A 21,317-nucleotide genomic window follows, 5' to 3' on the forward strand; every position below is an offset into this window, starting at 1 on the left:
GTTCACTTCTCATCGCTCACGTCAGCCAGTGCTTGGTCGAGACGACGCAGCTCAGTGCGGAGGAGTTGCACCTGCGCGCGCAGGCCTCGACCAAGGCCGGATGATGCGCCCGAGGGGAAGTCTTCGACGAGGTCAGAAACTGTCACGTTGAGGACCGTCGCCATCTCTACCAGCTCGGCTACGCCGAACGCGCGCTGACCCTTCTCTGCGCTCGATACGGCCTGTCGCGACCAGTTGCCAGGGAGTAGTTGGCCAAGCTGCGCCTGCGTCAGACCTGCGGAATCACGCAACGCTCGGATTCGAGCGCCGACCTTCTTCTCGATATGCATAACCTAGTATGACATGTAACGCTACAGCGTGACAAAGCCGCGCGGCGTGGGTCAGCCCTCGACGGCTCGCAACGCGCGTGCGCTGCCGGCTTCGATCGGGGGCGGTGCGGAATCGGTCGGCGAGGCCTGCCCGCCCGCGGTGACGTTCAGCGGGGTGACGAGCTCGTCGCCGCCGTCGACCTGGGGCAGGTTCACCCGGGCGCGAGCCTCGTTGCGGGTCATCCACGGCGACCCGACCGCGGTCTGTAGCTGCGCAGCCTGCTCCTCGAAGCTGCCGCGCAGCTTCTCCGACAGGTTGAACTCGATGTAGAGATCGTCGGAGTCGGGGAAGTCGGGCATCAGCTGCAGCGCCAGCTCCTGCTGGATCATCTGCAGATACGGCCCGAGGCAGTCCTGATACAGCATCTTGTGCTGCTCGACGATGTTGGAGTAGGTGGCGTGGTCGAGGATCCCGACCAGCGGCAGCGGCACGTGGTAGGCCGCGGTCACTTCCTCGCGGGTCAGCTTCCGCGACTCGATGTACTGCGCGTCGCGCGGTGAGGTAGCGGCCGGGACATAGGTCATGCCGTCCTCGAGGATCGGCGTCCCACCCGGCCGGGACCCGTCGCCGGAGTACTGGGCCTGCCACTGCGAGCGGAACCGTTCCTTGGCTGGTGAGGTCCACGACGGCGCGTCGGCGGGACGCTGCAGGTACCCGGAGATGCGGGCGCCGTTGCGCCACAACTGCTCGCGGTACAGCGTCGCCTGGTGCTCCTCGGACAGGAGGTTGCGCAGCGTCTCCATCGGCGACATCCCCCAGCGGGCGTCGACGGGGGAGTAGCCGCGGAAGTGGATGATGTCCTCGGGCTTGAACGACTGCTTGCCCAGCAGGTAGCCGGTCGGGACAAACGGGTTGGTGCCCGTCGGCGTGACCCGCGCCGGGTCCAGGCGCAGCAGCGCCATCGGCTGCTCGGGCAGCTTCACCTTGAGCAGGATCGCGTTGTCGTAGATCGCGAGGTCGGACACGAGCGCCTCGGTGAACCGGTACGGGGTGGTGTACGGGTTCGGCTGGGCCAGCAGCTGCGCGAGCGGGTGGTCGGTGACGCGCTCGCGGTCGAGATCCGACACCCGCCGGTAGGTGTGCAGGCCGAGCTGGGCGACATTGCGGGCCAGGAACGACACGACCGTGCGGATGTGCGGCTGGGTCTTCCACAGATCCTGGTACGCCACCGTCGCGGTGTCGGTCAGCCGCAGCGACGTCGACACCGCACCAGTGGGCTTGTAGGCGTCGTTGACGCGGCCACCCGAGATCGCGAACGCCATCAGATGACCACCTGAACGTATTCGACCTGGGCCCGATCGAGCACCACGTCACCGTCGACGACGACCGCCTGCGCGCCGGGCTCGAGGAGTTCCGCGGACTTGAGAACCAGCTGCCGGCCGCGGCGGGCCCACAGCAGGCCGGTGAACGCCCGACCCGAGGACAGCGACACCAGAACCTGGCGGCGCACCATCAGCCGGCGGGCCCACAGCGTGTCGATGGCGTGCCACACCACGCCGGCCGCGACGACCAGCACGCCGAGCGAGAGGACGACGAGCTCCATGTACGTCCTCCTCACACGACCATCAGGTCGCCATCGTCTTCTTCGTAAGCGGACTGCTTCGGGGAGCCGAACTGGGCGAACCCGTGCCAGGCCAGCGTCGCCGCGACCAGGGGGCTGATGTCGACCTCGGAGTTGCGGCGGTGCCACGCCCACGCGTCACCGAGCGGACGCTTCTTCGCCCCAGTGAGGGCGGCGTTGAGCGGAGACTGGTTGAGGTGGCGCAGCGACCCGGCCTCGACGACCGACTCGTACAGCGACCCGCACGCCTGCGCGAGCTCGCGGCCGGTCACCAGCACCGGCTCGATCCCGGCGTTCTGCATGCCGTTGATGAACGAACCGGCGGTCGACGCGGGGTCGACCAGCCACGCCGCGGCCTGGTGACGCTGCTGCAGCTCAACCATCCGGGACAGCACCCAACCGGTGCCCGGGCGCGACTCGACGATCTCGACGTGACCGACCCCGTCGGCGCGCCGGCCGGCCACCGCGATCGCGGCGGCGGTGCGCTCCGGGGTCGCGTCGATCGCGAACACCTTCGGGCCGACGATGCGCGAGGCCTCGTCGGCGAGCGCCGACCACTTCTTGCCGTCGATGACCATCTGCGTGGCTGGGTCGAACCACACGCCGAGACGCTCGCGGGCGAACCCCTCGTCGTCCATCGCGTCCCGCTCGGACTCGACGAACTCCTCGGTTATGCGCCGGCCCAGCGCCGGGTTGGCCTGCGCCCACGCCTCACGGTCGTCCAGCGACGCATCCGAGGGGGCGGACCACTCGAAGAACGCCAGCCGCTTCGACGTGCCCGCCACACCGCGCTCACGGACCCGCCGCAGCTGGTCCGACGACGACATGCCCGCCGAGCTCGTGTACCAGATCTGCGGGTTCGGGCGGGCCGACAGCGTCGGCAGCAGCGCCGCCATGCCCTCCGACGCCAGGTTGTAGGCCTCGTCGAGGATCACCGTGTCACCGGAGAAGCCACGACCCGACCCGGTCGAGCGGGCCACGAACCGCAGCCGCGCACCCGACTTGAGCTCGATGCCCTCCTCGCCGTGCGAGGTCCGGACCCGCGCCACGCGCTTCTCCAGCGACGGCGAGTTCTGCACGTGCATCAGCACGCGGCGGAACGCCTCCTGCGCGGTCTTGAACTCGTGCGCGCTGTGCAGGATCAGCTGCTCGCCGAACAGGAACAGCCCGGCCAGCTCGCGCGCCTCAAGCAGTGCGCCCTTGCCGTTCTGCCGGGGCACCAGCGCCGCCACCTCGAACGCGGCCCACCGGCCGTCTGCGCGCTCGCCCAGGGCCTCGGTGAGCACGTACTGCTGCCACGGGTCGAGGTGCAGCCCGAACGAGGCGCAGAAGTCGACGGCCTCCTCGCCGGCCGAGGACACGTAGGAGGGGAGGCTGCTAACCCGTGGACGCTGCGCGCCGACGAGCGGCCCTGCGTGCGTTGAGGTCGTCAACGGAGTCTCCCTCCGCCTTCGGCGGCGCCATCTCGCGCAGCTCCGACATGCAGGACATGAGCTGCCCGACGAGCGCGGACTGGAACCGGTAGGTCTCCGGGCCGACATCGATCGACTCCGCCAGCGCACGAGCTGCCAGCGCGGTCGCTGAGTGCTGCATGCGCTCGGGCAGGTCGGCGAGGTCACGCAGCACGGCGTCGAGCACGGTGGTGGGGACGGCAGGAGCGGGAGGATTGACGCGGCGAGCCATCAGTGGCCTTCCCCTTTCCATCGCTGCAGGTACAGGACCGCGTTGATGAGGCGATCCACGTCGTCCGCGAGCAAGCCGATTCCGGTGTTACAGCCCTGGCACAGCAATCCACGCAGCGCGCCTGTCGAGTGGCAGTGGTCGATGGCAAGCCGCTTGGGCGCGCCCGACTTCCCCCGGGCGATCTCCGGCTGCTCACAGATGGCACAGCGACCGCCTTGCGCGATCAGCATTGCCTCGTACTCGCGCTCAGTTACCGCAGGAGGCGGTGGCGACGCTTCCGGACGACACGCATCCGAGCAATAGACGGGTCGGCGGCCCCTGCGGTAGTAGGACGGCCGCTGCGGCATTGGACCCTTGCAGCGCCTGCACGCCTCGGGGCTTGGGATCACGCTCGGGCTCGCCTGTCGACATTCTGTGCACCGGACGCGCCAGCGACCCCGCGTTCCTGGCGGCCGCGGCGGCAGCTCTACCCCGCAGCAATCGCACGCAATTGGCCGAGGCTTAGGCGGCTGCCCTTTTCGACTTCGACATTCGGCAGAACAGTATTTCGGATTGCGCCCTCTCGCTGAGGGTGCTTTGTGGATAGTGGCGCCACACGGACATTGAAGTACCGGAGAGGTTTTCAACGCCCCTCCAAGAATCTTTGCTAAAAACCTTGCATTTGTGGTCAAAACCCGTCAAAAACGGTCATTTCGGCCCGAAACGGGACTCATTTGCCACTTTCAATGCCCCAAACGGCCCAGCCGTGGGGAGGGAAGGCCCGGAGGGGTCGGGGTGACCGTGCCGGCGGCGGCGGCGACGGCGACGCCCCTACCCCCCTGGCGGGGCTGCGGAGAGGCCATCCGGGCCTGATCGGAGCGGCTCCTGTCAAGGGGCGGAGCCGACCTCGTCACCACTGCTGGGAGGTGCGGAAGTCGCGGGCCGGGCGTTGGCCGGCGGCGAGCTTGGCGCGCAGGGTGTTGGATCGGCCTGCATTGCACCTGTTGTGCGCCAGGTGCAGCACGGCGCCGTCGCGGACGAGCTCGGGGCCGCCGAGCATGAGCGGCACCTCGTGGTCGGCGGTCGGCCCCCAGGGGTGGGTGCCGGGCAGGTCGCGGTCGACGGGGCGACGGCAGAGCCAGCAGTCGCGCTCGTGGGTGGAGGCGAGGAAGCGGGCGCGGTCGACGCGCCATGCTCGGCCGCCGACTCGGGCTCGGGCGGGCGAGCCGACCTTCACTGGACCGGCGACCTGAGCGGGGGCAGCGACCGCAGTGGGACGGAGGCGTGGCCGGTGACGAACTCATGCGCGATGTAGTGGCTGGCCTGAGTGTCATCGCGGGGAGCGGTCACCGGAGTCGCGCTCCTCCCGTTACTGCTCGGCTGTCGCCACCTCGCGCACCAACTGCTCGAGCTCGTCGGTGCCGTAGAGAGTCAGGCTGAACGCCTCGTCGCAGCTCATGCCGGCCGAGGGCGAGCGGTCGCCGCTGGGGTAGCACTCGTCCTCCCAGTGGGTGTACGCGAGGTTGGCCCGGTCAGCGAGGGATGCAACGCCGCGGTAGCGGTCGCCGCCTTCGCGGGCGTCGGCGGCGAGTTCGGCGGTGAGCTCGGCTCGGCGTTCGCTGGTGTCGCACACGCTCTGCTGGCAGATGAACGCGTTCTCTTCCATCAAGCGGGGGAGCCACTTCTCGGCGACGGTGCCGTTGTTGCCGGCACAGGCGGCGAGCGCGAGGAGCAGGGCTGCGAGAGCGAGGGGGCGGCGCATACCCGGATCATCGTCGGGTTGGTGCGGGGTGTTGCGACCCGTCATCTGATCGTGGCCAACCCGCCGGTCAGCCGTGGCGGATCTCGTGGCGGCAGTCGAGGAGGTCGTCGACGTCGAGCCGCATCAGCTCGTACTGGTGCGCAGTCGTCGTGCTGGCCGCCATCTTGCGGCGCAGGTCGGCGAGCGCCTTGTCGATCTGGGGGACGGTGGCGGCGAGCCACGAGCCGGTGCGGCCGACGTGGTAGTGGCCGCGGGTGCGCTGCGGTGCCGTCATGCGCGCCTCCCCGAAGGGGTTCCGGTGAGGTGTGATCGCAGAGGTGGGAGGCGGAGCCTCGACCGACAGCTAGTGCGATCTTGACAGAAGATACGTTCGCCGCTGGTCAAGCGCAAGCTGCCTTCTCCTCGGCGCGTCGGCGCCGTTCCTCGCGTTCGTCGACGGACTGCTGCGCCTGGGCGAGGGACCACAGCCGGTGCCGGCGGGTGCCGTAGCGGTGCCAGCCCTCCTCGCTGGCCCAGCGTCGGACGGTGCCGGGCGCGACGGAGTAGTGGAAGGCGATCGCCTCGGTGTCGAGCAGGCACAGGCGTGGCTTGTTCACGACGCCTCCTTGAGCATCGAGCCCAGGCGAAGCCACTCGGACCGCGGCCACACCCGCTTGCACACCCGGCACGAGATCGAATCTCCGCGCACTGGAGCGAACAGCGTCGCCTTGCACACCCGCGTGGTGGGGCCTTCGTCGATGACGTTGGGGCAGACCCCGACGCGGCGGCGGGGGTCGGTGACGCCGCGGATCTGGGAGGCGAGGCGGTGGAGCTCGCCGGCTGGTTCGGCGACCCAGTCCTGCCGGGTCAGCCAGTCAAGCTGCGCGTCGAGCCAGCGGATCAGGTCGGCGACGCTACCGCCGGGCGGGGGCAGGTCGCGCATCCCGGCGATGCCAGCAGCGATGCCGGCGAGGGTGGCGGGGACGGATAGGACGCCGTGGTCGGACTCCTGGTGTGGGCGGCCATCGGCGCCGTACCAGACGTCGCGCTTCTCGACGTACTCGCCGCGGGCCGGGCCCAGCTGGCCGGGTTGGAGGTTGTGGTCGGCGGTGGGGTCGAAGACGTAGACGGCGGCGTCGCGGGCGAGGGCGTAGGGGAGGGTGCGGCGGTCGCGCATGGCGACGACGTTGAGGGCGGCGGCGGGCTTGGACCCGAACCCGGGTGCGCCTCGGCCGCCGTGTTCGCCGCCTGACATGGGGGTGGCGTCCAGGGCCGCGTAGAGGTTGGCGACGTCCTGGAGCGTCGAGCGCAACCTATTCAGGCAGCCGGAGCAGGTCCGATACCCCTGGTCGGCGGGGGCCCACTGCTTCCCCTCGGCGGGCGGGGAATGCAGGTGACAGGCCCAGGACGGGTAGTCGATGGCAGTGAATGACATGGGTGTCAGTCCTTCCGGCTACGCTGTGTGAGCCGTACCGGTTGCGCTCCCCGACAGAGGCTCGCGGGTGCTGGCACATGTGGCGTCCCTCCGGCGATGGGGGACGCCACAGCCATGTCAGGAGCTCGGCTCGCGCGCGCAGGAGCCGCAGCTGGCGTCCGAGCATCGGCGGGTCACAGTGGCCACTCGATCGGCGGGAGCTGCGCCCGCATCTCCCGGCAGCGTTTCGCGGTGTGCGGCGTCCATGACCTGCAATGGCCGCCGCCAGCCGTAGAGCAGCCGCGGACGAGGTTGTCCTCCACGCAGCGGCCGTGTGAGAAGCCGACGCGGGTACCGCAGCACTCGCACGGCTCGTAAGGCTCGGCCTCGTCGGGGCAGTCGCAGTGCATGGTGAAGCCGTGCGCCGCGAACAGCGCTTCAAGCTCGGCCTTGGTGGTCACGTCTCCTCCTCCGTGGCCAGGCATGAGCCGTCGCACAGCTCGGCCTGCCCGGTGTAGATGCAGGCCAGGGAGTGCCGCGCGGTCACGGCTGCCTCACGGTGTGCATCCGTGTCGTCTCCTCGGGGAGCCACTGCGGGCCCTCGGCGACGAGTTGGCGGGTGCGGGCGTACGCGGCCCGCCAGGTGACGGCGGCGCCGTGGACGAGGTCGAACGCGAACGGGACGCTGTAGCGCCACAGGCCGACGTGGTCGCGCCACACGCGGGCCTTCACTGCTTCCGCCCGGTGACGGCGAGGAAGTGGTGTTCGACGGCGGTCTTCGCGTCCTCGACCTGGTCGGGGGTGAGCGCGGGCAACCGGGTCCGGAAGTCGGCGCGGATGGCTTCCCGCATGCCGACGAGGTGGCCGTGGGCGACGTGTTCGCGGGCGATGACGACGGCGGTGTCTGCGTCGGGGCCGGCGAACGGGACCCCGGCTTCGGCGAGCTCGGCGAGGTAGATCCGTTCGGCGTTGGTCAGCGGCAGCGTGGGCGCGGCGGGGGCTGCGGCAACGGTGATCGCGGTCGCCGGTGGCGGGCCGGTGGTGGCGGCGGCGCCGATGCCGGCGATGAGGGCAGCCCCGATGACGGCGGTGACGAGGTGGGCGGGTCGGCGGCGTCGGAGGGTGCGGGCGCGGTGCCGGCCCCGGGCGGGTTGTGGGCGGTAGCTGCCGGTCATCGGGTCTCCTCGGTGGCGGTCGAGTGGGTGGCGGTGGCGAGCCAGTAGCGGCGGCGCGCGGACGGCTGCGGATCCCACCCCTCGTCGGCCCGGACCGACGCTCGCCGGGTCCACCCCGCGTGCATCGGGTCGGCGTCGTCGTGCGGGATGAGGAAGGTGGCGAACACGTCGTCGATCAGCGCGAGCGCGGCGTCGACCTGCTCTCGGTCTGAAGCGTCAGCCATGGAAGTCCCTGTTCGTTCGGACCGCTGCGATCAGCGCGGCCAGCTCAACGGAAGTGCTTGGGTTGCCGCAGAGTCCCGCCATCACGTAGGCCGCAGCGGCCTTCTCGACTGCGCCTCGGCGGTCGTACTCGGCGAGAAGTCGCTGGTCCTGGTTGATCTCGACGGTGACGTGCTCGTTGTCCCAGGCGAGCTGGATACCGCTGTACTCGTGGCGGAGGGCGGAGTGCATCCGGTCCAGCTCGTCACGCAGGGCGCGCACCTCGGCGGCGAAGGTCCGCTCGTCTTCAGTGGCGTAGCGCAGTTCGGCTCGGTGCAGCGCGGCGTCGACCTGCTCTCCGGTGGGTCGGCCCGTGTCTGTGTCGCTCATCGGGTGTTCCTCTCGGTCGGGGTGGAGCTGGCGAACCCGGCACGCCGCAGCTCCGGCGCGTCCGGGTCGGTCGCGGACGCGGGCGGGGGCGGGGTCCAGTTCGCCCAGTCCGTCGTCGACGGATGCGGGATGCCGCCGAGCGTCCGGTAGGAGTGGGCCTGGTCGAGCTCGGCGCGCACCGACGCCAGCTCGTCGGCGAGGCGGGCGCAGCCGGGACACGAGGCGGTCACGTCCGGGCCCCCTGTCGGGCCGTAGGCGGCCGATCAGCGGCCCGGGGGTGGACGGTGCGCCTTGCGTCGGCAGCGGGGCTCACAGAGGCGCTGAGCGGGTCGAGGCGGAACCGGAGGCCGACGTCGAGCCACATCCCCGCCGCCGTGGGTGGCGGCTCGATCCGCGGCGCGCGCTTCTCCATCCACGTCGGGGTGTCGTCCGGGACGAGGTCGAGCCCGACCCAGTCCTGCCTGCCCCGGGCGAGCGCGTCGCAGCACGCCTTGAGCAGGGGCCACAGGTTGTCGGCGTCGCGGCGGCGGCGATCCCCGGGCGCCCAGGTGAGCGTCACGGTCACGTGCTCGACGGGCCGGTCGAGGCGATGCAGGCCAGCCGCCTGGGCGAGGCGCAGCACGTCGGCCCGGACCTGCTTCGTATCGGCGGAGCGGCGACGCCAGTGGGCCCGGCTGTTCCCGACCAGCGCGGCCGGCGGGCGCTTGTAGGGCAGGTCGAGGCGGACCAGCGCGCCCTCGGCAACGATCGGGCCGGTCATGCCGCAGTCCCCGATCGGCACCCGTACGGCGAGCAGCCGTCGGGGTCGCCGTCCTCGACGAGGTCGAACAGGTCGCCCTGCACCTCGGCCTGGGCTTCGGCCTTGTCGCCGCGAGTCCACCGGTCGATCGGTGCGATGGACAGCGGGATCCGGGAGCGGTGCAGGAACGCCTCACCGCGGAGGTGTTCACCTCGCGCGCCGCCCTTGCGGATGGCCGCGTCGAACGCGACGGCGTCGGCCCACTCGGCGGGGTGCTCGTCGCGAAGTTCTCGCCACGCCCGGTTGCCGTGGTACGGGCAGCCGATGCAGGCGCTCTTGGCGGTGTCGCCCCACCCGGCCTGCTCGAGGTAGCGGCCGCAGTCGCGGCGGGACATGCCGAGATCGAGCAGCGGGTGCCGGGCGGTGAGGTACTGGACGCGGGACGGGCTGACGCGGCCGACCTCGTCGGTGGAGAACCCGATCCACTGCTCCGCCCGACGACCCTTCGGGACCCGGCGGAACTTCGGGGCGGCCGCGCCCAGCAGCTCGCGGACCTTCCGGTTGATCGGGGCGAGCTTGTACTCGCTGGTGCACTGGCGGCGGCCCATGCCGTCGGAGCCGTCGGGGTTGCGCACGAAGTACGGCACGGACGCGAACCGGTGCTCGGGGTCGATGGCGTCGGCGCGGAGGTTGCCCTGCGACACGCGGTGCAACGGGATGCCGAGCTCGTCGAACAGGACGGCGAGGCGATCCACCTGCGCGTAGACGCTGGCCGGCTCCCACCCGGTGTCGGCGAAGATGACGTGGTCGACGAGCGGGAGCGTGCCGTCGCGCATGAGCAGGGCGATCGCCGTCGACTGCACGCCGGCGCCGCAGGAGAAGATCCGGAGGTCGCTCACGTCGCCGGCCATTCCTGCTCGGGCTCGGAGCCGTGCGGGCCGCTGTGCCCGTCGAGGTGGCGGCACAGGATTGCGTCGTCGAGCGGGTGGACCTCGGCGCAGAACACGGCGAGCGGCAGCCGCTCGCGGGCCGGAGCTGCCCAGGTGTCGAGCGCGGCGCAGAGACCGTCGAGCAGCCGCTGCGGTTCGGTGGTGGTCATGCGACGCCTCTCTCAGCGAGCATCTGGAAGTAGTCCCCGGTGGGCTCCCACGGCAGGTGCGCGCCGTGACGGAGCACCTGCGGCCAGGCGCGCTCGTCGCGCGAACCTCGCCAGTGCTTGACCTCGACCATCGAGGGGTGTTCCTCGGTGGCGCAGTCGCGGTGCGGTGCGATGCCGAACCCGAACTCGGGCCAGCGCAGGAACAGCGACGAGCCGATAGGCCGGACGCGGCGGGCGCCGCCGCCGTCGTTGGAGTGGCCGGCGTGCGCCTCGGCGATGAGCGTGAACTGGTGCCGGACGCGGAGCAGGTCGAGCGTGTCGGTGAGCTCCTTCGCGGCCTGCTCGTCCTTCACGTCGAGCTTGGACATCTTGTAGAGCGGGCCGGCGACGACGAGGTCGGGCGCGGACAGCGAGACGTTCTGCTCGATGCGGGCGAGTTCGCGCGGCTCGGTGAGCGCGACGCCCTCGGGCCGGGACACGATGCGCACGGCCCGGTGCCAGTCCACCGGGCCCATGTCGTGCTTGCGTCGCAGCGCGTCGACCTGGGCGGCGATCCGCCGGTAGCGGCGCTTCATCTGCCGCTTCGAGTTCTCGCAGTCGAACACGAGCGTGCGGTACTCGCGCTCGGGCAGCGGGTCGCCGGTGAACGGGTGCAGGCCGGCCGCGACGCAGAGGGCGAACTGCGCCAGGAGGAACGACTTCCCGGTGCCCTCGAAGCCGGTGAGGATGAGCCGGTCGGTGCGCTCGAGCAGGCCGGGCACCAGCCAGTCGTAGGGGTCGTCCTCTTCGTCGAGGAGCGAACCGAGCGACATCGGCGGCTCGGCGGCGACCGGGCGGAACGCGACCTCCGCCGCACCGATCGCCTCCCGGGCCTCGTTGGCTGCGCCGGCGAGCACCTCGTCGTCGTCGTTCTCGGCGGCGTAGGCGACCTTCCCCTGGAACCGCTCCATCGCCAGGGCGAGCTCGCGGGCGGTGTGCAGGGCGGAGATGCGCTCGACGTAGTACCCGGCCGACTCCCCGGGCACGAGGTGGGTCGCGAGGTCGGCGACGAGCTTGCCCATGGTCTGGGCTCGTGCGTCGCCTCCCGCGGCGTTGACGACCTCGCGCATGACGATCGGCGGGTCGGTGGGCATGCCTCGCTGGGCGAGGCCGGTGATGGCCATGGCGATGGCGGCGTGCTGCCAGTGGCTGAACGCTCCAGGAGCGAGCGCGAGGAGCTCGTCGGTGCGCCCGTGGAGGGCGATGGCCAGGAGCTGGCGCTCGGCGGTGTGGTCGCGCAGATTCTCGATCACGATGCCTCCCTCAGCGGGAGCGGCGCCCGACGCGGGCAACGGTGGTCGGTGCCGACGGGCTTGATCTGCCACCAGCACTCGGCGAGCTGCTCGCCACCGCGGCGGACCTTGAGGGAGTGCATGCCGGGCTTCTGGATTGGAGAGAGCTCGGCGGTGACCTCGACGCGCATGGGCTGTCCGCAGCGAGAGCAGGGGACGACGCAGGCGCCGATGACGGGCTGGGGATCGCGGTGGTTGCTCATCGCTCGATCAACACCCCGGTCTTGGGGTCGCGCAGCTGGCCGTGCTCGTCGTACGGATACGGCGAGGAGGGCCGGCCACCTGCGACGGCGCGGAGGGGGCGGCCAGCCATGGCGGCGAGTTCGCGGTCGATGGTCGCGTAGCCCTTGGATCCCGCGGCTCGCGCCGCATCCACGACCCGCGAGGCGTCGTTGCTGGCCAGCAGTTCCTTCGCGAGCTTGCCGACCTGGTTGCGCATGCCCTGCGTCGGCGTGACGCCGTTGGTGTTCATCGCCTCGATCCAGGCGGCGACGACGACTCGCGGCGTGACATCTGTGGGTCCGACAGGATCGGCGGCCGGCTGCGTCGGCCCGACCGCGGCAGCGGTCGGAGTTCCCTGTTCCCTGTTCCCTGTTCCCTTCCTTTCCCGATGCACGTCCTCACTGAGTCCTCCGTGAGTTCGCACGGATGCAGCCTTTTGCCTGTTCAGGGGCACAATCTGCCCCTCCGTCGGCGCCGGGAGCTTCGAGGCGGTCTTGCGGTTGATCCGCTGGTGTTCGGACCATCCGTTGACGGCCAGGTATGAGCGGTCACTGACGATGTAGTGAGTTATCAGTGAGGCCTCAGTGAGTCCTCGAATGTCCTCGTCGACGTCGGCGGTGGTGCGGTCCGACAGGGGCCAGAGCGCCGCCCGGATGAGGCGGGCGTCGTACTTGCACCGGCCCTCGTCGTCGGCGTACATCCACAGCCCGATGAACGTCAGCCGCTCCTCGAGGCGCAGGGCCTCGATCGTCAGGGACGTGAAGAACTCAGGCTTGATGGTGCGGATACGCATCAGTCGCCGACCTTCTGGGCTGGCCGGTGCTGTGCGTGGGGAGCGGGCACGGTTCGCCTCCTCTCGTTGCGGGGTTACTGCTGGTGGCGGGGCGATTCATGCCGTACTCTTGGTGACATGCATGATGCCACATGGAGGAGGCCACATCAACGCCCCCCGAACTCGGAACATGCTGTTGGCCGACGCCCGTGGCCTACGCTCTGTCCCATGGAGTCGACGCCAGAAGCGCAGCTCAGGGCTGCCACCGGCCGGCGCAAGCGCCTCGTGAAGCAGGCCGAGGCTGCTCGCCTGGCGGAGCGCGCGGCGATCCTCGCGGCGCTCGAAGACGGAATGCGACAGGTCGACGTTGTCGGCATCACCGGCTACACGCGCGAGCATGTCCGGCGCCTCGCCGATGCGGAGCGCGAGGAACGCGGCTCGGTCGATCACGACTGACGTCCTCTCGGGGATCTCCTGCCGCTGGGGAGCGGGCAGGGGGATGGCCACCAGCGGCCCGCGGTTCGGCAACACGCGGGCCGCTGGTGTGTTCTCAGGGCTGCGACTGCGGCGACTGCCAGCCGAACAGCGTCTTGAACGCCTCGACGACCCGCGCGTTCGCCGACTGGATCGCGTCCTCGCCGTCCTCGTGGCGGTCGCTCTCCCAGACGATCTCCTTGTCGACGATCACCTGACCGAGCCAGCCGTCCTTCGTCTGCACGGCCTGGGTGACGACCAGCCCTGACGGGGGCTTGGGCGCCTTCGCGCCGGTGTCCGGGGTGATGGTGAAGCCGTAGTTCGAGCCGGTCAGAGAGCCGTAGGTCGTGGTGCTCATGGAGGTACCTCTCGTTGGGGGCGGTTCGGGATGCGGGATCAGAACGGGATCTCGGAGTCGTCGGTCGCTGCACCTGTCGGCGCGGAGCTCCACGGGTCGACCTCGTCGCCAGCTGCTCGGGGCGTAGCAGCAGCGCCGTCGCGCGACACCTTCGCGACCTTCGCCGTGGCGCGAGACAGGCTCGGCCCGATGGCGAAGATGTTCATCTCCACCGAGGTGCCTTTACCGCTGCCGTCCTTGCGGTCGTACTCACGGAGTGAAAGCTCGCCAGAGACGATCACCTCGTCGCCCTTGGACAGGCTCTCGGCGCAGTTCTCTGCGAGCTGCTCCCAGGCGGAGGCACGGACGAACATGGAGCCGACGTCTTCCCACTCGCCGCTGCCCTGGTTCTTGCGGCGCTTGTTGAAGACCAGGGGCACCGAGCAGACCGCTTTGCCAGCCGAAGTGAATCTGAGTTCAGGCGCGTCCCACAGACGAGCGACCTCGCCTTGGACCTTGGGGAGTGACATCAGGCTGCCTTTCGTACGTGCTTGCGTGCGAGGCGGTGGGGTTGCCGGTCGCGGATGCGAGCGCACTCGATGCACTTGCGGGTGTTGGGCCTGCTCGGCGGGCGGTAGGTGTTCTCCGGCGTGTAGGGGTGCCCGTAGGGACACTCCTTCTTGAGCGCGTTGAAGGTGGAGATCCCCATGCCGCGTCGGTTGTTCTCGGCGGTCGTGACCGGCTCCAGGTGGCTCGGGTTGACGCACATCCGGTTCCTGCACAGGTGGTCGATGACCAGGCCGGCCGGAATTGGGCCGCGGTGGATCTCCCAGCTGTACCGATGAGCGATCCAGCGAAGGCTGCGCGACGGCCGGAAGCTGCCGTAACCGTTCTTCCCGGGCTCGAGACGCCACAACCAGCAGGGCCCGCGGTGCCGGAACGTGCTGGGTGTCGGACCGTCCTTGTCGATCAACCTCTCGAACCGTTCAGACATCGAGAGCGGCACGGAGCCGCCGTACGGATCGCCGTGGCGCATCAGGGCCTGGTAGTGCCGATTGCACAGCCCCTTTGCTGATCGCGGAGCGGTGCACCCGCCGAGAGAGCAGGGCGGTGCAGTTGCCGAGTTTCGTTTCCGCCGCACGCCTACTGCCCTCCCTCGAGCTCCGTGACCTCGTCAGAGCGGTCGCCGACGAGCTCGGCGTCGAGTACTGCGTCGACCGGCAGGTGTGACACGTCCTGCACGGCCAGCTCGCCGGGCACCCGCGGGGTGTCCATGCCGGCAGGCTCGGCCGCGACGTCGCGCACCGCGCGCAGCTGCTCGCGCATGTACTCGGCGGAGGTCGGCACCCACTTCGCGAGCTGGCGCACCGCGGACTTGAGCCACATCGCCGGCTCGCTCGTGGTCCAGGGGCTGTACTGGGAGTCGGCGCCCTGCGAGGTGGCCTTGATCCGCTGGATGGCGGCGCGGTTGAGGACGACAACCTTCGAGGTGGCGCCGTCCTTCATCCGCGCGAAGGCGTAGACGAGGCGCAGGTTGCCGCGGTCGTCGGCGTCCCAGTCGATCTCGTGGGTGGGGATCTCGTCCTGCCCCGGGCGGAACCGGAACGTGTCGTGCTCGTAGACGCACTCGGCGACGACGGAGGAGATGGCGCCGGCCCGGTACATGAGCTCAATGAGGCCCTGGTAGCCGACGATCCCGAGGATCTCCAGCTGACCCTTCACCTTGCGCGGGGTCAGGTAGAACTGCTCGGTGCCGGGCTCGAGGCCCAGGCGCGCGGCGTCGAGGAGCGCGGCGAGGAACACGCCGGGGTTGTTGCCGGCGGCGATCTCCAGCTCGAACCGGCCCCCCTGCTTGCGGCCCTTCTTGAGCGCGCCCTGCGCGAGGCGGATCCACTGCTCGGGCTTGATGTGGGAAGGGAGCACGGCCTGGAAGTCGCTGCCGTACTGCTTGACCATGGCGGCGGGTCCGGTGTCGCGCTTGGCTACGGCGTTGGTGATCGTTTCAGCACTCATCATGCGCTCCTAGAGAGTCGGTATCGACGGCCCGCTTCGCGCTGACAGCTCCTGCAGGTCCGGCGGCCGTTGTGAACGGAGGTGTTCTCCGGGCTGTACGCATGCCCCTGCGGGCAGCACGTCTTCGCGGAGTTGAGCTGGCCGACGCGTCCGCGTCGGATGTTCTCGACGGCCGTGACCGCTTCGAGGTGGCGCGGGTTCACGCAGCGCCGGTGGGAACAGGTCGGTCCGCCGGGACAGGCGTGGTCCTCGCTGTGACAGGTGTGGTCAGGAACGAGATCGCTCGACAACTCGCCGTGCTCGATTCCGTACGCAACCCGGTGAGCCTTCTGAACGCTCCTGCTGGACCAATGGAAGACGCCGTAGCCGTCCTTGTTGACGTAGCCACGCCAAGGCCAGCAGGCATCGGTCCCTGCGCTGGAGTCGACGTACGACTGGAAACGCTGAACAGGTGTTAGTCGGCGAATCGCCCCGGATCGCAGGGCGGCGCTGTAGTGGATCCAGCACATGCCGCGCCGACGACGTCCGGGTCGGCAGGCAGGGCCACACGCCTCGGTCATGCAGCTTCTCCGATGCTGGTGACGGCCTTGCAGGGCCGCAGGAAGGGCGGGTTGGTGCCACGGCCGGGGACGCGCATGGCGATCCGCTCGCCCCCCGAGGTGGCGTAGCGGGCGGTGCCCATGGCGTCGAGGAGCCGGCTGGTGCGCAGCTGCTTGTCGGCCTTGGCGGCGTCGAAGGTGGCGCAGGCGCGGCGCCAGGCCTGGACGGTCTCGGCGTCGACCTCGCGCTCGTCGCCGTCGATGTCGGGGTGCAGCTCGCGCACGACCTGGAAGGTGGCGTAGCTGTCGTCGATGGCCGGCCGGTTCCCGGCGGCGACGTCGGCGAGGAACACCGCGGCGGCGCCCCGCATGACCGCGGCCTCCTCCGCGGCGTACTCGACGACGTAGGAGCGGAACTCGAGGAACGGCAGCAGCACCGCGACGTGGCAGTGGTCGAGGCCGAGGGTGTCGAGCTGCCAGATGACCTGCGCCCGGTAGTAGACGGGGATCTCGTCGGTGCCGGCCTCGCCCCAGCCCTCGGTGACGGCGGAGGTCTTGCACTCGAGGAGCTCGAAGTTGCCATCGGGGTCGATCACCAGCCGGTCAGGGGTGGCGGCCTGAGTGGGGCGCGCGTGGTGCAGCCACGTCCCGGTCGTCTCGACCCGGTAGTCGGGGTGCTGGTCGGCGAACCAGGCGGCGATCGCGGGCTCGAGGTAGTGGCCGCGGCGGGTGGCGTCGTTGCCGTCGTCGCTGACCATCCCGGTCATGCGGTGGTAGAGACTGAACCTTGACTCCCAGGGGCTCAACCCCAGGACGGCGGCGATCTTCGAGGCCGACATGACGCGCAGCCACTCGGGGTCGCCGACCTCGATGCGTGGGACGAGGATCCCGGTCGGTGTGGTCACTGGATCACCTGGTTCTGGTCGGGGGAGCGGGGGAGCTGGTCGAGGTCGTGCTGCTCGAGGGCCTTGAGGACGTCACCGATGCGGACGAAGCGGGTGCCGGCGGCGAGCTGGCGGTAGAGCTCGCGCCGCAGTTCGACGAGCGGGGAGTCGGCGTTCATCCCGCACGTCCGGCGACGACGACGCGGCCGTCGCGGTCGAACCCGATGAGCCGGTCCCGGAACGCGATCGCCACCAGGTGCGCCTTGTCCCGTGCACCGACCCGTTCCCGGGCCCGCTTCACGTAGGTGGAGATGGACGACTCGGTGTGGTGGAGCTCGGTCGCGACCTGGCCGAGGGGGATGCCGGCGGCGATGCGGGCGACGATGAGGAGCTCGCGGTCGTCGGCCGGGGCGGGCTGGCAGGTGCAGCGGGCGCGGGCCGGGTGGCGGGAGCCGGTGGCGTGGCGGATCACGACGCGACCTGCCCGGCATGCCAGGTGGACGGCTCGGGGGTGAACCCGGCGGGCCGCCACCGCGGACCGTCCACCTGCACCACCGGCGCGGGCGCGGGCGCGGCTCGTCGGGGGCCGCGGCGGATGGTGCGACCGCCCGACCTCGCACCGGGCTGCCGGTCCCTGCGGGTGGCGTCGCGGTCGGCGTTGCACGCCCGGCACCTGCGGCCCCCGTTGCCGGTGTGGAGGATGTTGTCGCCGACCATGGGGTGGAGGCTTTTGCCGCAGATGTCGCGGCGTTGCCGGATCGGCGGGCCGGCCTTCTCCCGGCACTCGGTCGAGCAGAACTTCTGCCGGCTGTACTGGGTGGTGGTCTGGTCGGCGCCGCGGTGGAACAGGGCGTCGCAGTCGGGGTTCTGGCAGGGCTTGGGGGGCAGTTCGATGCGCTTCCCGCCGCGGGGCATCAGCGCTCACCTCCGGTGGTGTGCTGGTCGAGCCATGTGTCGAGGTCGTCGTGGCGCAGGAGCCAGTCGGTGAGCTCGTCGCGCAGGGTGGCGACCTGGTCGCGGTCGAGGACGACGGTGTCCTCCGGTTCGCCGGCCTCGACCATCGCGAGGCCTTGCTCGGCGCGTAGCGACACCCGCAGGAACGGCCAGACGCCGTCGTTCTCGCAGTCCGGGTCGAGCTCGCCGTCGACGTCGCGACCGTCCCGGGTGATGAACCCGGGGATGTAGGCGAGATCGAGAGTGCCGCCGCGGGGGTCGTCGACGGTGGGGAGGACGTGGGATTGGCGGTAGATGAGCGGGGCGGGGTAGTCGTCGCCGTCGTCGCCGAACAGGCCGAAGCTGCAGTAGATGCTCACGACGCAGCCGCCGTCACGCCGTCGAGGTCCAGCAGAGCCGGGGTGTCGAGCTCGGTGTCGAGACGGCGCAGGTTGTCGACTGCGGTCCGCCAGTAGCTGGGCTTCAGCTCGACGCCGATACCGCGCCGGCCCAGCTTCCGGGCGACGAACACCTCGGAGCCGATCCCGGCGAACGGGGTCAGGACCGTCTCGCCGGGGTTGGACCACAGCCGGATGCAGCGCTCGATGAAGTCCAGCTGCAGCGGGCAGATGTGCCGCTCGTCGGCGTGCTCCCGCCCGGCGCGGACGTTGAGGGTGCGGGTCTCCTTGATGTCGAGCCACACCGGCGCCAGCTGCTCCCCGCCGACGTCGCCCCCGTCGGTGCGGTCGAACCAGATCGGGGAGGCCCACTCGATCCAGTCGTCGTTGGTGACCTCACCGCGGGTGGCGTGGTGCGGAATCGGGACGGCGTTGTCGCCGGGCTTCACGAACTTCAGCAGGTAGTCGGCCAGGGCGGGGCGGGTGCCGGCGCTGTCCCGGTTCTTCGTCTGGAACGCCAGCGCGTGCGCCTTCGTCCGGATCGACTGGGCCTGCGGGTCCTTCCACACCGTGACCTCGCCGTGGAACAGCCACCCGGCGCGCTGGAAGGCGCGGATGACGTCGCCGCGGAAGTCGGTGAGGCCGCTGTACCCGTCGACGGCCTTCTTCGTGGCGACCTGCTGCACGTGCACGCAGGCGACCCGGCCGGGCTTCGTGACGCGCAGCTGCTCGGCGATGACGTAGCCGTAGTGGTCGAGGAACTCTCCGCGGGACGCGGAGTTGCCAAGATCCCGGGCGCTGGGCGAGTACGTGTACAGGGAGTCGAACGGCGGGGAGCACACCGACAGGTCGACCGAGTCGGTGTCGAGCTCGGCGAGGCGGATGCAGGAGTCGCCCAGCAGCAGCGACCACATGTCGCCGTGGGCTTCGTCCTCGAGGTACAGGTCGGTGCTCATGCGGCCCTCCGGTGGTGGGTGTTGGCGGCCATCGCGGCGACGAGCTCGCCGGTCATGGCGGCGGCGTCGCGCTCCTTGCGGGCGACATTCGCGGCGATCTGCGACTCCAGCTCCGACAGCACGATGTGGGCGCGGACGACGCGGGTCTGGCCGTAGCGGTAGCAGCGGCGGATCGCCTGGTAGTACTGCTCGTACGAGTCCGACAGCCCGACGAACGCCATGCGTGCGCAGTGCTGCCAGTTCAGTCCCTGCGACGCGATCGCCGGCTTCGTGACCAGGACGTTGATGTGGCCGTCGGCGAACCCGAGGAGCGCCTCGGCCTTCTCCTCCGGGGACATGGACCCGCCGACGTTGACCGCCCCCGGGATGGCGCGGGTCAGGACGTCGGCCTCGTCGTTGAGGCCGCACCACAGCAGCCACGGCTCATCGGGTTCGGCGGCGACGAGGTCGACTGCGCGGCCGCATCGGGCGTCGAGGGTGTCGCGCCGCACCTTCGCCCGACCACCGACACCACCGAGGTCGGTGGGGAACAGCTGGCCTTCGGCCTCGATCGCGACGGGCAGCAGCTCGGGCACGATCTCCAGGCCGGGCAGGTCGTAGCCGGTGTCGGGGTAGCCGAGGTCCGACGGGCGGCGCAGCGCCACGGCCCAGGACGCCATCCACGCGAACATGGGGCCGCGGGCGTGGCCCTTGAGCCGCCATCCCTGGTCGTCGTGGACGAAGTAGGCGGCGAGCATGTTGGCGCGGGTGGCGTGGCCGAGGAACTCGGCCTGGCTGCACAGCTCCTCGGGCTCGTTCGGGGCGGGTGTGGCGGTGCAGGCGAGGCGGCGGGGGACACCGGCGAAGTGGTCGGTGAGCAGGCGGCGGGTCTTGCCGTCGCTGTTCTTGAGGATCGACGCCTCGTCGAGGACGACGGCGTCGATGCTGGCCGGGTCGAACTTGGAGACCTGCTCGTAGTTGGTGATCCACACGCCGGGTGGGAGGGCGCCGCCGTCGCGGGTGTAGCGGGCGTCGACGCCGAGCTTCGCCGCTTCGCGGGCGGTTTGGTGGCAGACGGCGAGGGGGGCGACGATGAGGCTGGTGTCGCCGGAGTGGCGTGCCCATTCGATCTGCTGGACGGTCTTGCCGAGCCCGGTGTCCTCCCAGAGTGCGGCGCGCCCGGTGCGGACGGCCCAGGCGGTGAGCTCGGCCTGCCAGTCGTGCAGCATCGGGTGCATCTGGCCGGCTTCGACGTCGGGGCCGGCGTGCTCGACGCGGCGGGCCTTGGCGGCGAGGAACTCGGCGTAGCCGGGGGCGGTCATCGCCGTGCCCCGATCTTGAGGCCGCGGCGCACGTCCTCGATGCGCATGACCATCGCCCCGCCACGTTCGGCGGCGTCGACGAGCCGGGCGAAGGCGTCGATGCGGTTGCGCAGCTGGTTGCGTTCGTCGCGGAACCGGGCGAGCTGCTCGAAGTCGCTGACGGGGGCGGTCATGCGGCACCGCCGAGGATGTCGTGCTGGTAGCCGAGGGCGACGGCGTGTGCGCGGTCGCGGGCGCCGAGCTTGGTGAACAGGCGTCGGGCGTGGGTTTTCACGGTGTCCTCCGACAGGCCCAGTTCGGACCCGATCGATGCGTTGGTGCGGCCTCGGGCCATGGCTGCGAGGACCTGCACCTCACGCCCCGACAGCGCCCCACCGTCCGGTAGCGGCGCGGGTGTGGTCGCCGACCCGGGGAGGTGCAGGTGCGGTGCGAGCTCGTCGAGGACGGCGAGGAGCAGGTCGGGGCAGCGGGCGGCGCCGAGGAGCCGGGACAGCTGCCGGACCAGGGCGAGGTCGATGACGGGCGGGGCGGTGTGGGGGCGGCGACGTTCGTAGGCGAGGTGGGGGTGGGCCACGGTGAGGAGGGCGGGGAGGGTGGCCTCGTTGCGGGTACGGGCGAGCACCTCGTGCAAGCGGCTGACGAGTTCGATGTGCTGCCACACCTCGGTGGGGACGCGGTCGAGGGTGGTGACGGCGGTGCCGCCGTTGGCCGCGGTGATGGAGGTGGCTGCGCGGGTCATGTGGTCACCTGGGTTACGGGTCGCGGCGGTCACGGGCACGGGTTGATGCAGTCGCAGGACCAGCGGC

37 protein-coding genes are annotated in these 21,317 nt (G+C 70.6%); 1 reads left to right on the forward strand and 36 read right to left on the reverse strand.

Features of this window, described 5'->3' with window-relative positions; translation table 11 throughout:
* Nucleotides 1-2 precede the first annotated feature (2 nt).
* From I4I82_RS26745 to I4I82_RS26855, 23 genes are all read right to left on the reverse strand, one after another.
* On the reverse strand, nt 3-329 hold the full coding sequence (locus I4I82_RS26745) for a helix-turn-helix transcriptional regulator (RefSeq protein WP_218596153.1): 327 nt from the start codon (nt 327-329) through the stop codon (nt 3-5).
* A gap of 51 nt (nt 330-380) precedes the next feature.
* Nucleotides 381-1,631, reverse strand: a complete 1,251-nt coding sequence (locus I4I82_RS26750) for a phage portal protein (protein ID WP_218596154.1) — start codon at nt 1,629-1,631, stop codon at nt 381-383.
* Nucleotides 1,631-1,912, reverse strand: coding sequence for a hypothetical protein (locus I4I82_RS26755; protein WP_218596155.1), 282 nt, complete (start codon nt 1,910-1,912; stop codon nt 1,631-1,633). The genes I4I82_RS26750 and I4I82_RS26755 overlap by 1 nt, the downstream gene beginning before the upstream one ends.
* Before the next feature lie 11 nt (nt 1,913-1,923).
* A complete protein-coding gene (locus I4I82_RS26760; protein ID WP_218596156.1) occupies nt 1,924-3,291 on the reverse strand; it encodes a terminase large subunit domain-containing protein in 1,368 nt (455 codons plus the stop codon).
* 16 nt (nt 3,292-3,307) lie between these two features.
* Nucleotides 3,308-3,613, reverse strand: coding sequence for a hypothetical protein (locus I4I82_RS26765; RefSeq protein WP_218596157.1), 306 nt, complete (start codon nt 3,611-3,613; stop codon nt 3,308-3,310).
* Nucleotides 3,613-3,960: an endonuclease VII domain-containing protein gene (locus I4I82_RS26770; RefSeq protein ID WP_225920692.1), complete on the reverse strand. Its 348-nt coding sequence runs from the start codon at nt 3,958-3,960 to the stop codon at nt 3,613-3,615. Before I4I82_RS26770 ends, I4I82_RS26765 begins: the two co-directional genes overlap by 1 nt.
* Nucleotides 3,961-4,502: 542 nt before the next feature.
* Nucleotides 4,503-4,829 (reverse strand): hypothetical protein, encoded by a 327-nt coding sequence (locus I4I82_RS26775; protein ID WP_225920693.1) that lies wholly within the window; start codon nt 4,827-4,829, stop codon nt 4,503-4,505.
* Between the two features lie 132 nt (nt 4,830-4,961).
* A complete protein-coding gene (locus I4I82_RS26780; RefSeq protein WP_218596159.1) occupies nt 4,962-5,354 on the reverse strand; it encodes a hypothetical protein in 393 nt (130 codons plus the stop codon).
* 67 nt (nt 5,355-5,421) lie between these two features.
* The gene (locus tag I4I82_RS26785; protein ID WP_218596160.1) at nt 5,422-5,628 is read right to left on the reverse strand and encodes a hypothetical protein; all 207 of its coding nucleotides are present in this window, start codon (nt 5,626-5,628) and stop codon (nt 5,422-5,424) included.
* Nucleotides 5,629-5,734: 106 nt separating this feature from the next.
* Nucleotides 5,735-5,950 carry a hypothetical protein gene (locus I4I82_RS26790; RefSeq protein WP_218596161.1) on the reverse strand — a complete coding sequence of 72 codons (216 nt, stop codon included), beginning with the start codon at nt 5,948-5,950 and terminating at the stop codon, nt 5,735-5,737.
* Nucleotides 5,947-6,768, reverse strand: coding sequence for a hypothetical protein (locus I4I82_RS26795; RefSeq protein ID WP_218596162.1), 822 nt, complete (start codon nt 6,766-6,768; stop codon nt 5,947-5,949). The genes I4I82_RS26790 and I4I82_RS26795 overlap by 4 nt, the downstream gene beginning before the upstream one ends.
* Nucleotides 6,769-6,941: 173 nt before the next feature.
* On the reverse strand, nt 6,942-7,208 hold the full coding sequence (locus tag I4I82_RS26800; protein WP_218596163.1) for a hypothetical protein: 267 nt from the start codon (nt 7,206-7,208) through the stop codon (nt 6,942-6,944).
* 82 nt (nt 7,209-7,290) lie between these two features.
* Nucleotides 7,291-7,467 (reverse strand): hypothetical protein, encoded by a 177-nt coding sequence (locus I4I82_RS26805; protein ID WP_218596164.1) that lies wholly within the window; start codon nt 7,465-7,467, stop codon nt 7,291-7,293.
* 8 nt (nt 7,468-7,475) lie between these two features.
* Nucleotides 7,476-7,922, reverse strand: a complete 447-nt coding sequence (locus tag I4I82_RS26810; protein ID WP_218596165.1) for a hypothetical protein — start codon at nt 7,920-7,922, stop codon at nt 7,476-7,478.
* Nucleotides 7,919-8,146, reverse strand: coding sequence for a hypothetical protein (locus I4I82_RS26815; RefSeq protein WP_218596166.1), 228 nt, complete (start codon nt 8,144-8,146; stop codon nt 7,919-7,921). The genes I4I82_RS26810 and I4I82_RS26815 overlap by 4 nt, the downstream gene beginning before the upstream one ends.
* Nucleotides 8,139-8,513, reverse strand: a complete 375-nt coding sequence (locus I4I82_RS26820; RefSeq protein ID WP_218596167.1) for a hypothetical protein — start codon at nt 8,511-8,513, stop codon at nt 8,139-8,141. The genes I4I82_RS26815 and I4I82_RS26820 overlap by 8 nt, the downstream gene beginning before the upstream one ends.
* Entirely contained in the window at nt 8,510-8,743 is a 234-nt protein-coding gene (locus I4I82_RS26825; protein ID WP_218596168.1) for a hypothetical protein, read from the reverse strand. Before I4I82_RS26825 ends, I4I82_RS26820 begins: the two co-directional genes overlap by 4 nt.
* Nucleotides 8,740-9,273 carry a RusA family crossover junction endodeoxyribonuclease gene (locus I4I82_RS26830; protein WP_218596169.1) on the reverse strand — a complete coding sequence of 178 codons (534 nt, stop codon included), beginning with the start codon at nt 9,271-9,273 and terminating at the stop codon, nt 8,740-8,742. The genes I4I82_RS26825 and I4I82_RS26830 overlap by 4 nt, the downstream gene beginning before the upstream one ends.
* Nucleotides 9,270-10,151, reverse strand: a complete 882-nt coding sequence (locus tag I4I82_RS26835; protein ID WP_226370262.1) for an adenine nucleotide alpha hydrolase family protein — start codon at nt 10,149-10,151, stop codon at nt 9,270-9,272. Before I4I82_RS26835 ends, I4I82_RS26830 begins: the two co-directional genes overlap by 4 nt.
* Nucleotides 10,148-10,351 carry a hypothetical protein gene (locus I4I82_RS26840; RefSeq protein WP_218596170.1) on the reverse strand — a complete coding sequence of 68 codons (204 nt, stop codon included), beginning with the start codon at nt 10,349-10,351 and terminating at the stop codon, nt 10,148-10,150. Before I4I82_RS26840 ends, I4I82_RS26835 begins: the two co-directional genes overlap by 4 nt.
* Nucleotides 10,348-11,643 (reverse strand): AAA family ATPase, encoded by a 1,296-nt coding sequence (locus tag I4I82_RS26845; RefSeq protein WP_218596171.1) that lies wholly within the window; start codon nt 11,641-11,643, stop codon nt 10,348-10,350. Before I4I82_RS26845 ends, I4I82_RS26840 begins: the two co-directional genes overlap by 4 nt.
* Nucleotides 11,640-11,813: a hypothetical protein gene (locus I4I82_RS26850; RefSeq protein WP_218596172.1), complete on the reverse strand. Its 174-nt coding sequence runs from the start codon at nt 11,811-11,813 to the stop codon at nt 11,640-11,642. Before I4I82_RS26850 ends, I4I82_RS26845 begins: the two co-directional genes overlap by 4 nt.
* Nucleotides 11,814-11,881: 68 nt before the next feature.
* Nucleotides 11,882-12,697, reverse strand: a complete 816-nt coding sequence (locus I4I82_RS26855; RefSeq protein WP_218596173.1) for a hypothetical protein — start codon at nt 12,695-12,697, stop codon at nt 11,882-11,884.
* 207 nt (nt 12,698-12,904) lie between these two features.
* Here I4I82_RS26855 and I4I82_RS26860 point away from each other — a divergent pair, with 207 nt between their 5' ends.
* Entirely contained in the window at nt 12,905-13,132 is a 228-nt protein-coding gene (locus I4I82_RS26860; protein WP_218596174.1) for a hypothetical protein, read from the forward strand.
* A gap of 94 nt (nt 13,133-13,226) precedes the next feature.
* On the opposite strand, the gene I4I82_RS26865 is transcribed toward I4I82_RS26860, so the two are convergent.
* The 13 genes from I4I82_RS26865 to I4I82_RS34800 all read right to left on the reverse strand — a co-directional run bounded on the left by I4I82_RS26865 (nt 13,227) and on the right by I4I82_RS34800 (nt 21,250).
* Nucleotides 13,227-13,508, reverse strand: a complete 282-nt coding sequence (locus I4I82_RS26865) for a hypothetical protein (RefSeq protein ID WP_218596175.1) — start codon at nt 13,506-13,508, stop codon at nt 13,227-13,229.
* A 38-nt stretch (nt 13,509-13,546) separates the two neighbouring features.
* Entirely contained in the window at nt 13,547-14,017 is a 471-nt protein-coding gene (gene ssb, locus I4I82_RS26870; protein WP_218596176.1) for a single-stranded DNA-binding protein, read from the reverse strand.
* The gene (locus tag I4I82_RS26875; protein ID WP_218596968.1) at nt 14,017-14,481 is read right to left on the reverse strand and encodes an HNH endonuclease signature motif containing protein; all 465 of its coding nucleotides are present in this window, start codon (nt 14,479-14,481) and stop codon (nt 14,017-14,019) included. Before I4I82_RS26875 ends, ssb begins: the two co-directional genes overlap by 1 nt.
* A 149-nt stretch (nt 14,482-14,630) precedes the next feature.
* Nucleotides 14,631-15,500, reverse strand: coding sequence for a recombinase RecT (locus I4I82_RS26880; protein WP_218596178.1), 870 nt, complete (start codon nt 15,498-15,500; stop codon nt 14,631-14,633).
* A 556-nt stretch (nt 15,501-16,056) separates the two neighbouring features.
* The gene (locus I4I82_RS26885; protein WP_218596179.1) at nt 16,057-16,944 is read right to left on the reverse strand and encodes a YqaJ viral recombinase family nuclease; all 888 of its coding nucleotides are present in this window, start codon (nt 16,942-16,944) and stop codon (nt 16,057-16,059) included.
* Nucleotides 16,941-17,102 (reverse strand): hypothetical protein, encoded by a 162-nt coding sequence (locus I4I82_RS26890; protein WP_218596180.1) that lies wholly within the window; start codon nt 17,100-17,102, stop codon nt 16,941-16,943. Before I4I82_RS26890 ends, I4I82_RS26885 begins: the two co-directional genes overlap by 4 nt.
* A complete protein-coding gene (locus I4I82_RS26895; protein WP_218596181.1) occupies nt 17,099-17,395 on the reverse strand; it encodes a helix-turn-helix domain-containing protein in 297 nt (98 codons plus the stop codon). Before I4I82_RS26895 ends, I4I82_RS26890 begins: the two co-directional genes overlap by 4 nt.
* Nucleotides 17,392-17,838 (reverse strand): hypothetical protein, encoded by a 447-nt coding sequence (locus I4I82_RS26900; protein WP_218596182.1) that lies wholly within the window; start codon nt 17,836-17,838, stop codon nt 17,392-17,394. The genes I4I82_RS26895 and I4I82_RS26900 overlap by 4 nt, the downstream gene beginning before the upstream one ends.
* Nucleotides 17,838-18,236 carry a hypothetical protein gene (locus tag I4I82_RS26905; protein ID WP_218596183.1) on the reverse strand — a complete coding sequence of 133 codons (399 nt, stop codon included), beginning with the start codon at nt 18,234-18,236 and terminating at the stop codon, nt 17,838-17,840. Before I4I82_RS26905 ends, I4I82_RS26900 begins: the two co-directional genes overlap by 1 nt.
* Nucleotides 18,233-19,210 (reverse strand): DNA-methyltransferase, encoded by a 978-nt coding sequence (locus I4I82_RS26910; RefSeq protein WP_218596184.1) that lies wholly within the window; start codon nt 19,208-19,210, stop codon nt 18,233-18,235. The genes I4I82_RS26905 and I4I82_RS26910 overlap by 4 nt, the downstream gene beginning before the upstream one ends.
* Nucleotides 19,207-20,511 (reverse strand): helicase-related protein, encoded by a 1,305-nt coding sequence (locus I4I82_RS26915; RefSeq protein WP_218596185.1) that lies wholly within the window; start codon nt 20,509-20,511, stop codon nt 19,207-19,209. Before I4I82_RS26915 ends, I4I82_RS26910 begins: the two co-directional genes overlap by 4 nt.
* Nucleotides 20,508-20,684 carry a hypothetical protein gene (locus tag I4I82_RS26920; RefSeq protein ID WP_218596186.1) on the reverse strand — a complete coding sequence of 59 codons (177 nt, stop codon included), beginning with the start codon at nt 20,682-20,684 and terminating at the stop codon, nt 20,508-20,510. Before I4I82_RS26920 ends, I4I82_RS26915 begins: the two co-directional genes overlap by 4 nt.
* Nucleotides 20,681-21,250 (reverse strand): response regulator transcription factor, encoded by a 570-nt coding sequence (locus I4I82_RS34800; RefSeq protein ID WP_218596187.1) that lies wholly within the window; start codon nt 21,248-21,250, stop codon nt 20,681-20,683. The genes I4I82_RS26920 and I4I82_RS34800 overlap by 4 nt, the downstream gene beginning before the upstream one ends.
* Between the last annotated feature and the right edge of the window lie 67 nt (nt 21,251-21,317).

Origin of the sequence: Pseudonocardia oceani (assembly GCF_019263585.2) — a bacterium.
GTDB classification, from domain to species: Bacteria; Actinomycetota; Actinomycetes; order Mycobacteriales; family Pseudonocardiaceae; genus Pseudonocardia; species Pseudonocardia oceani.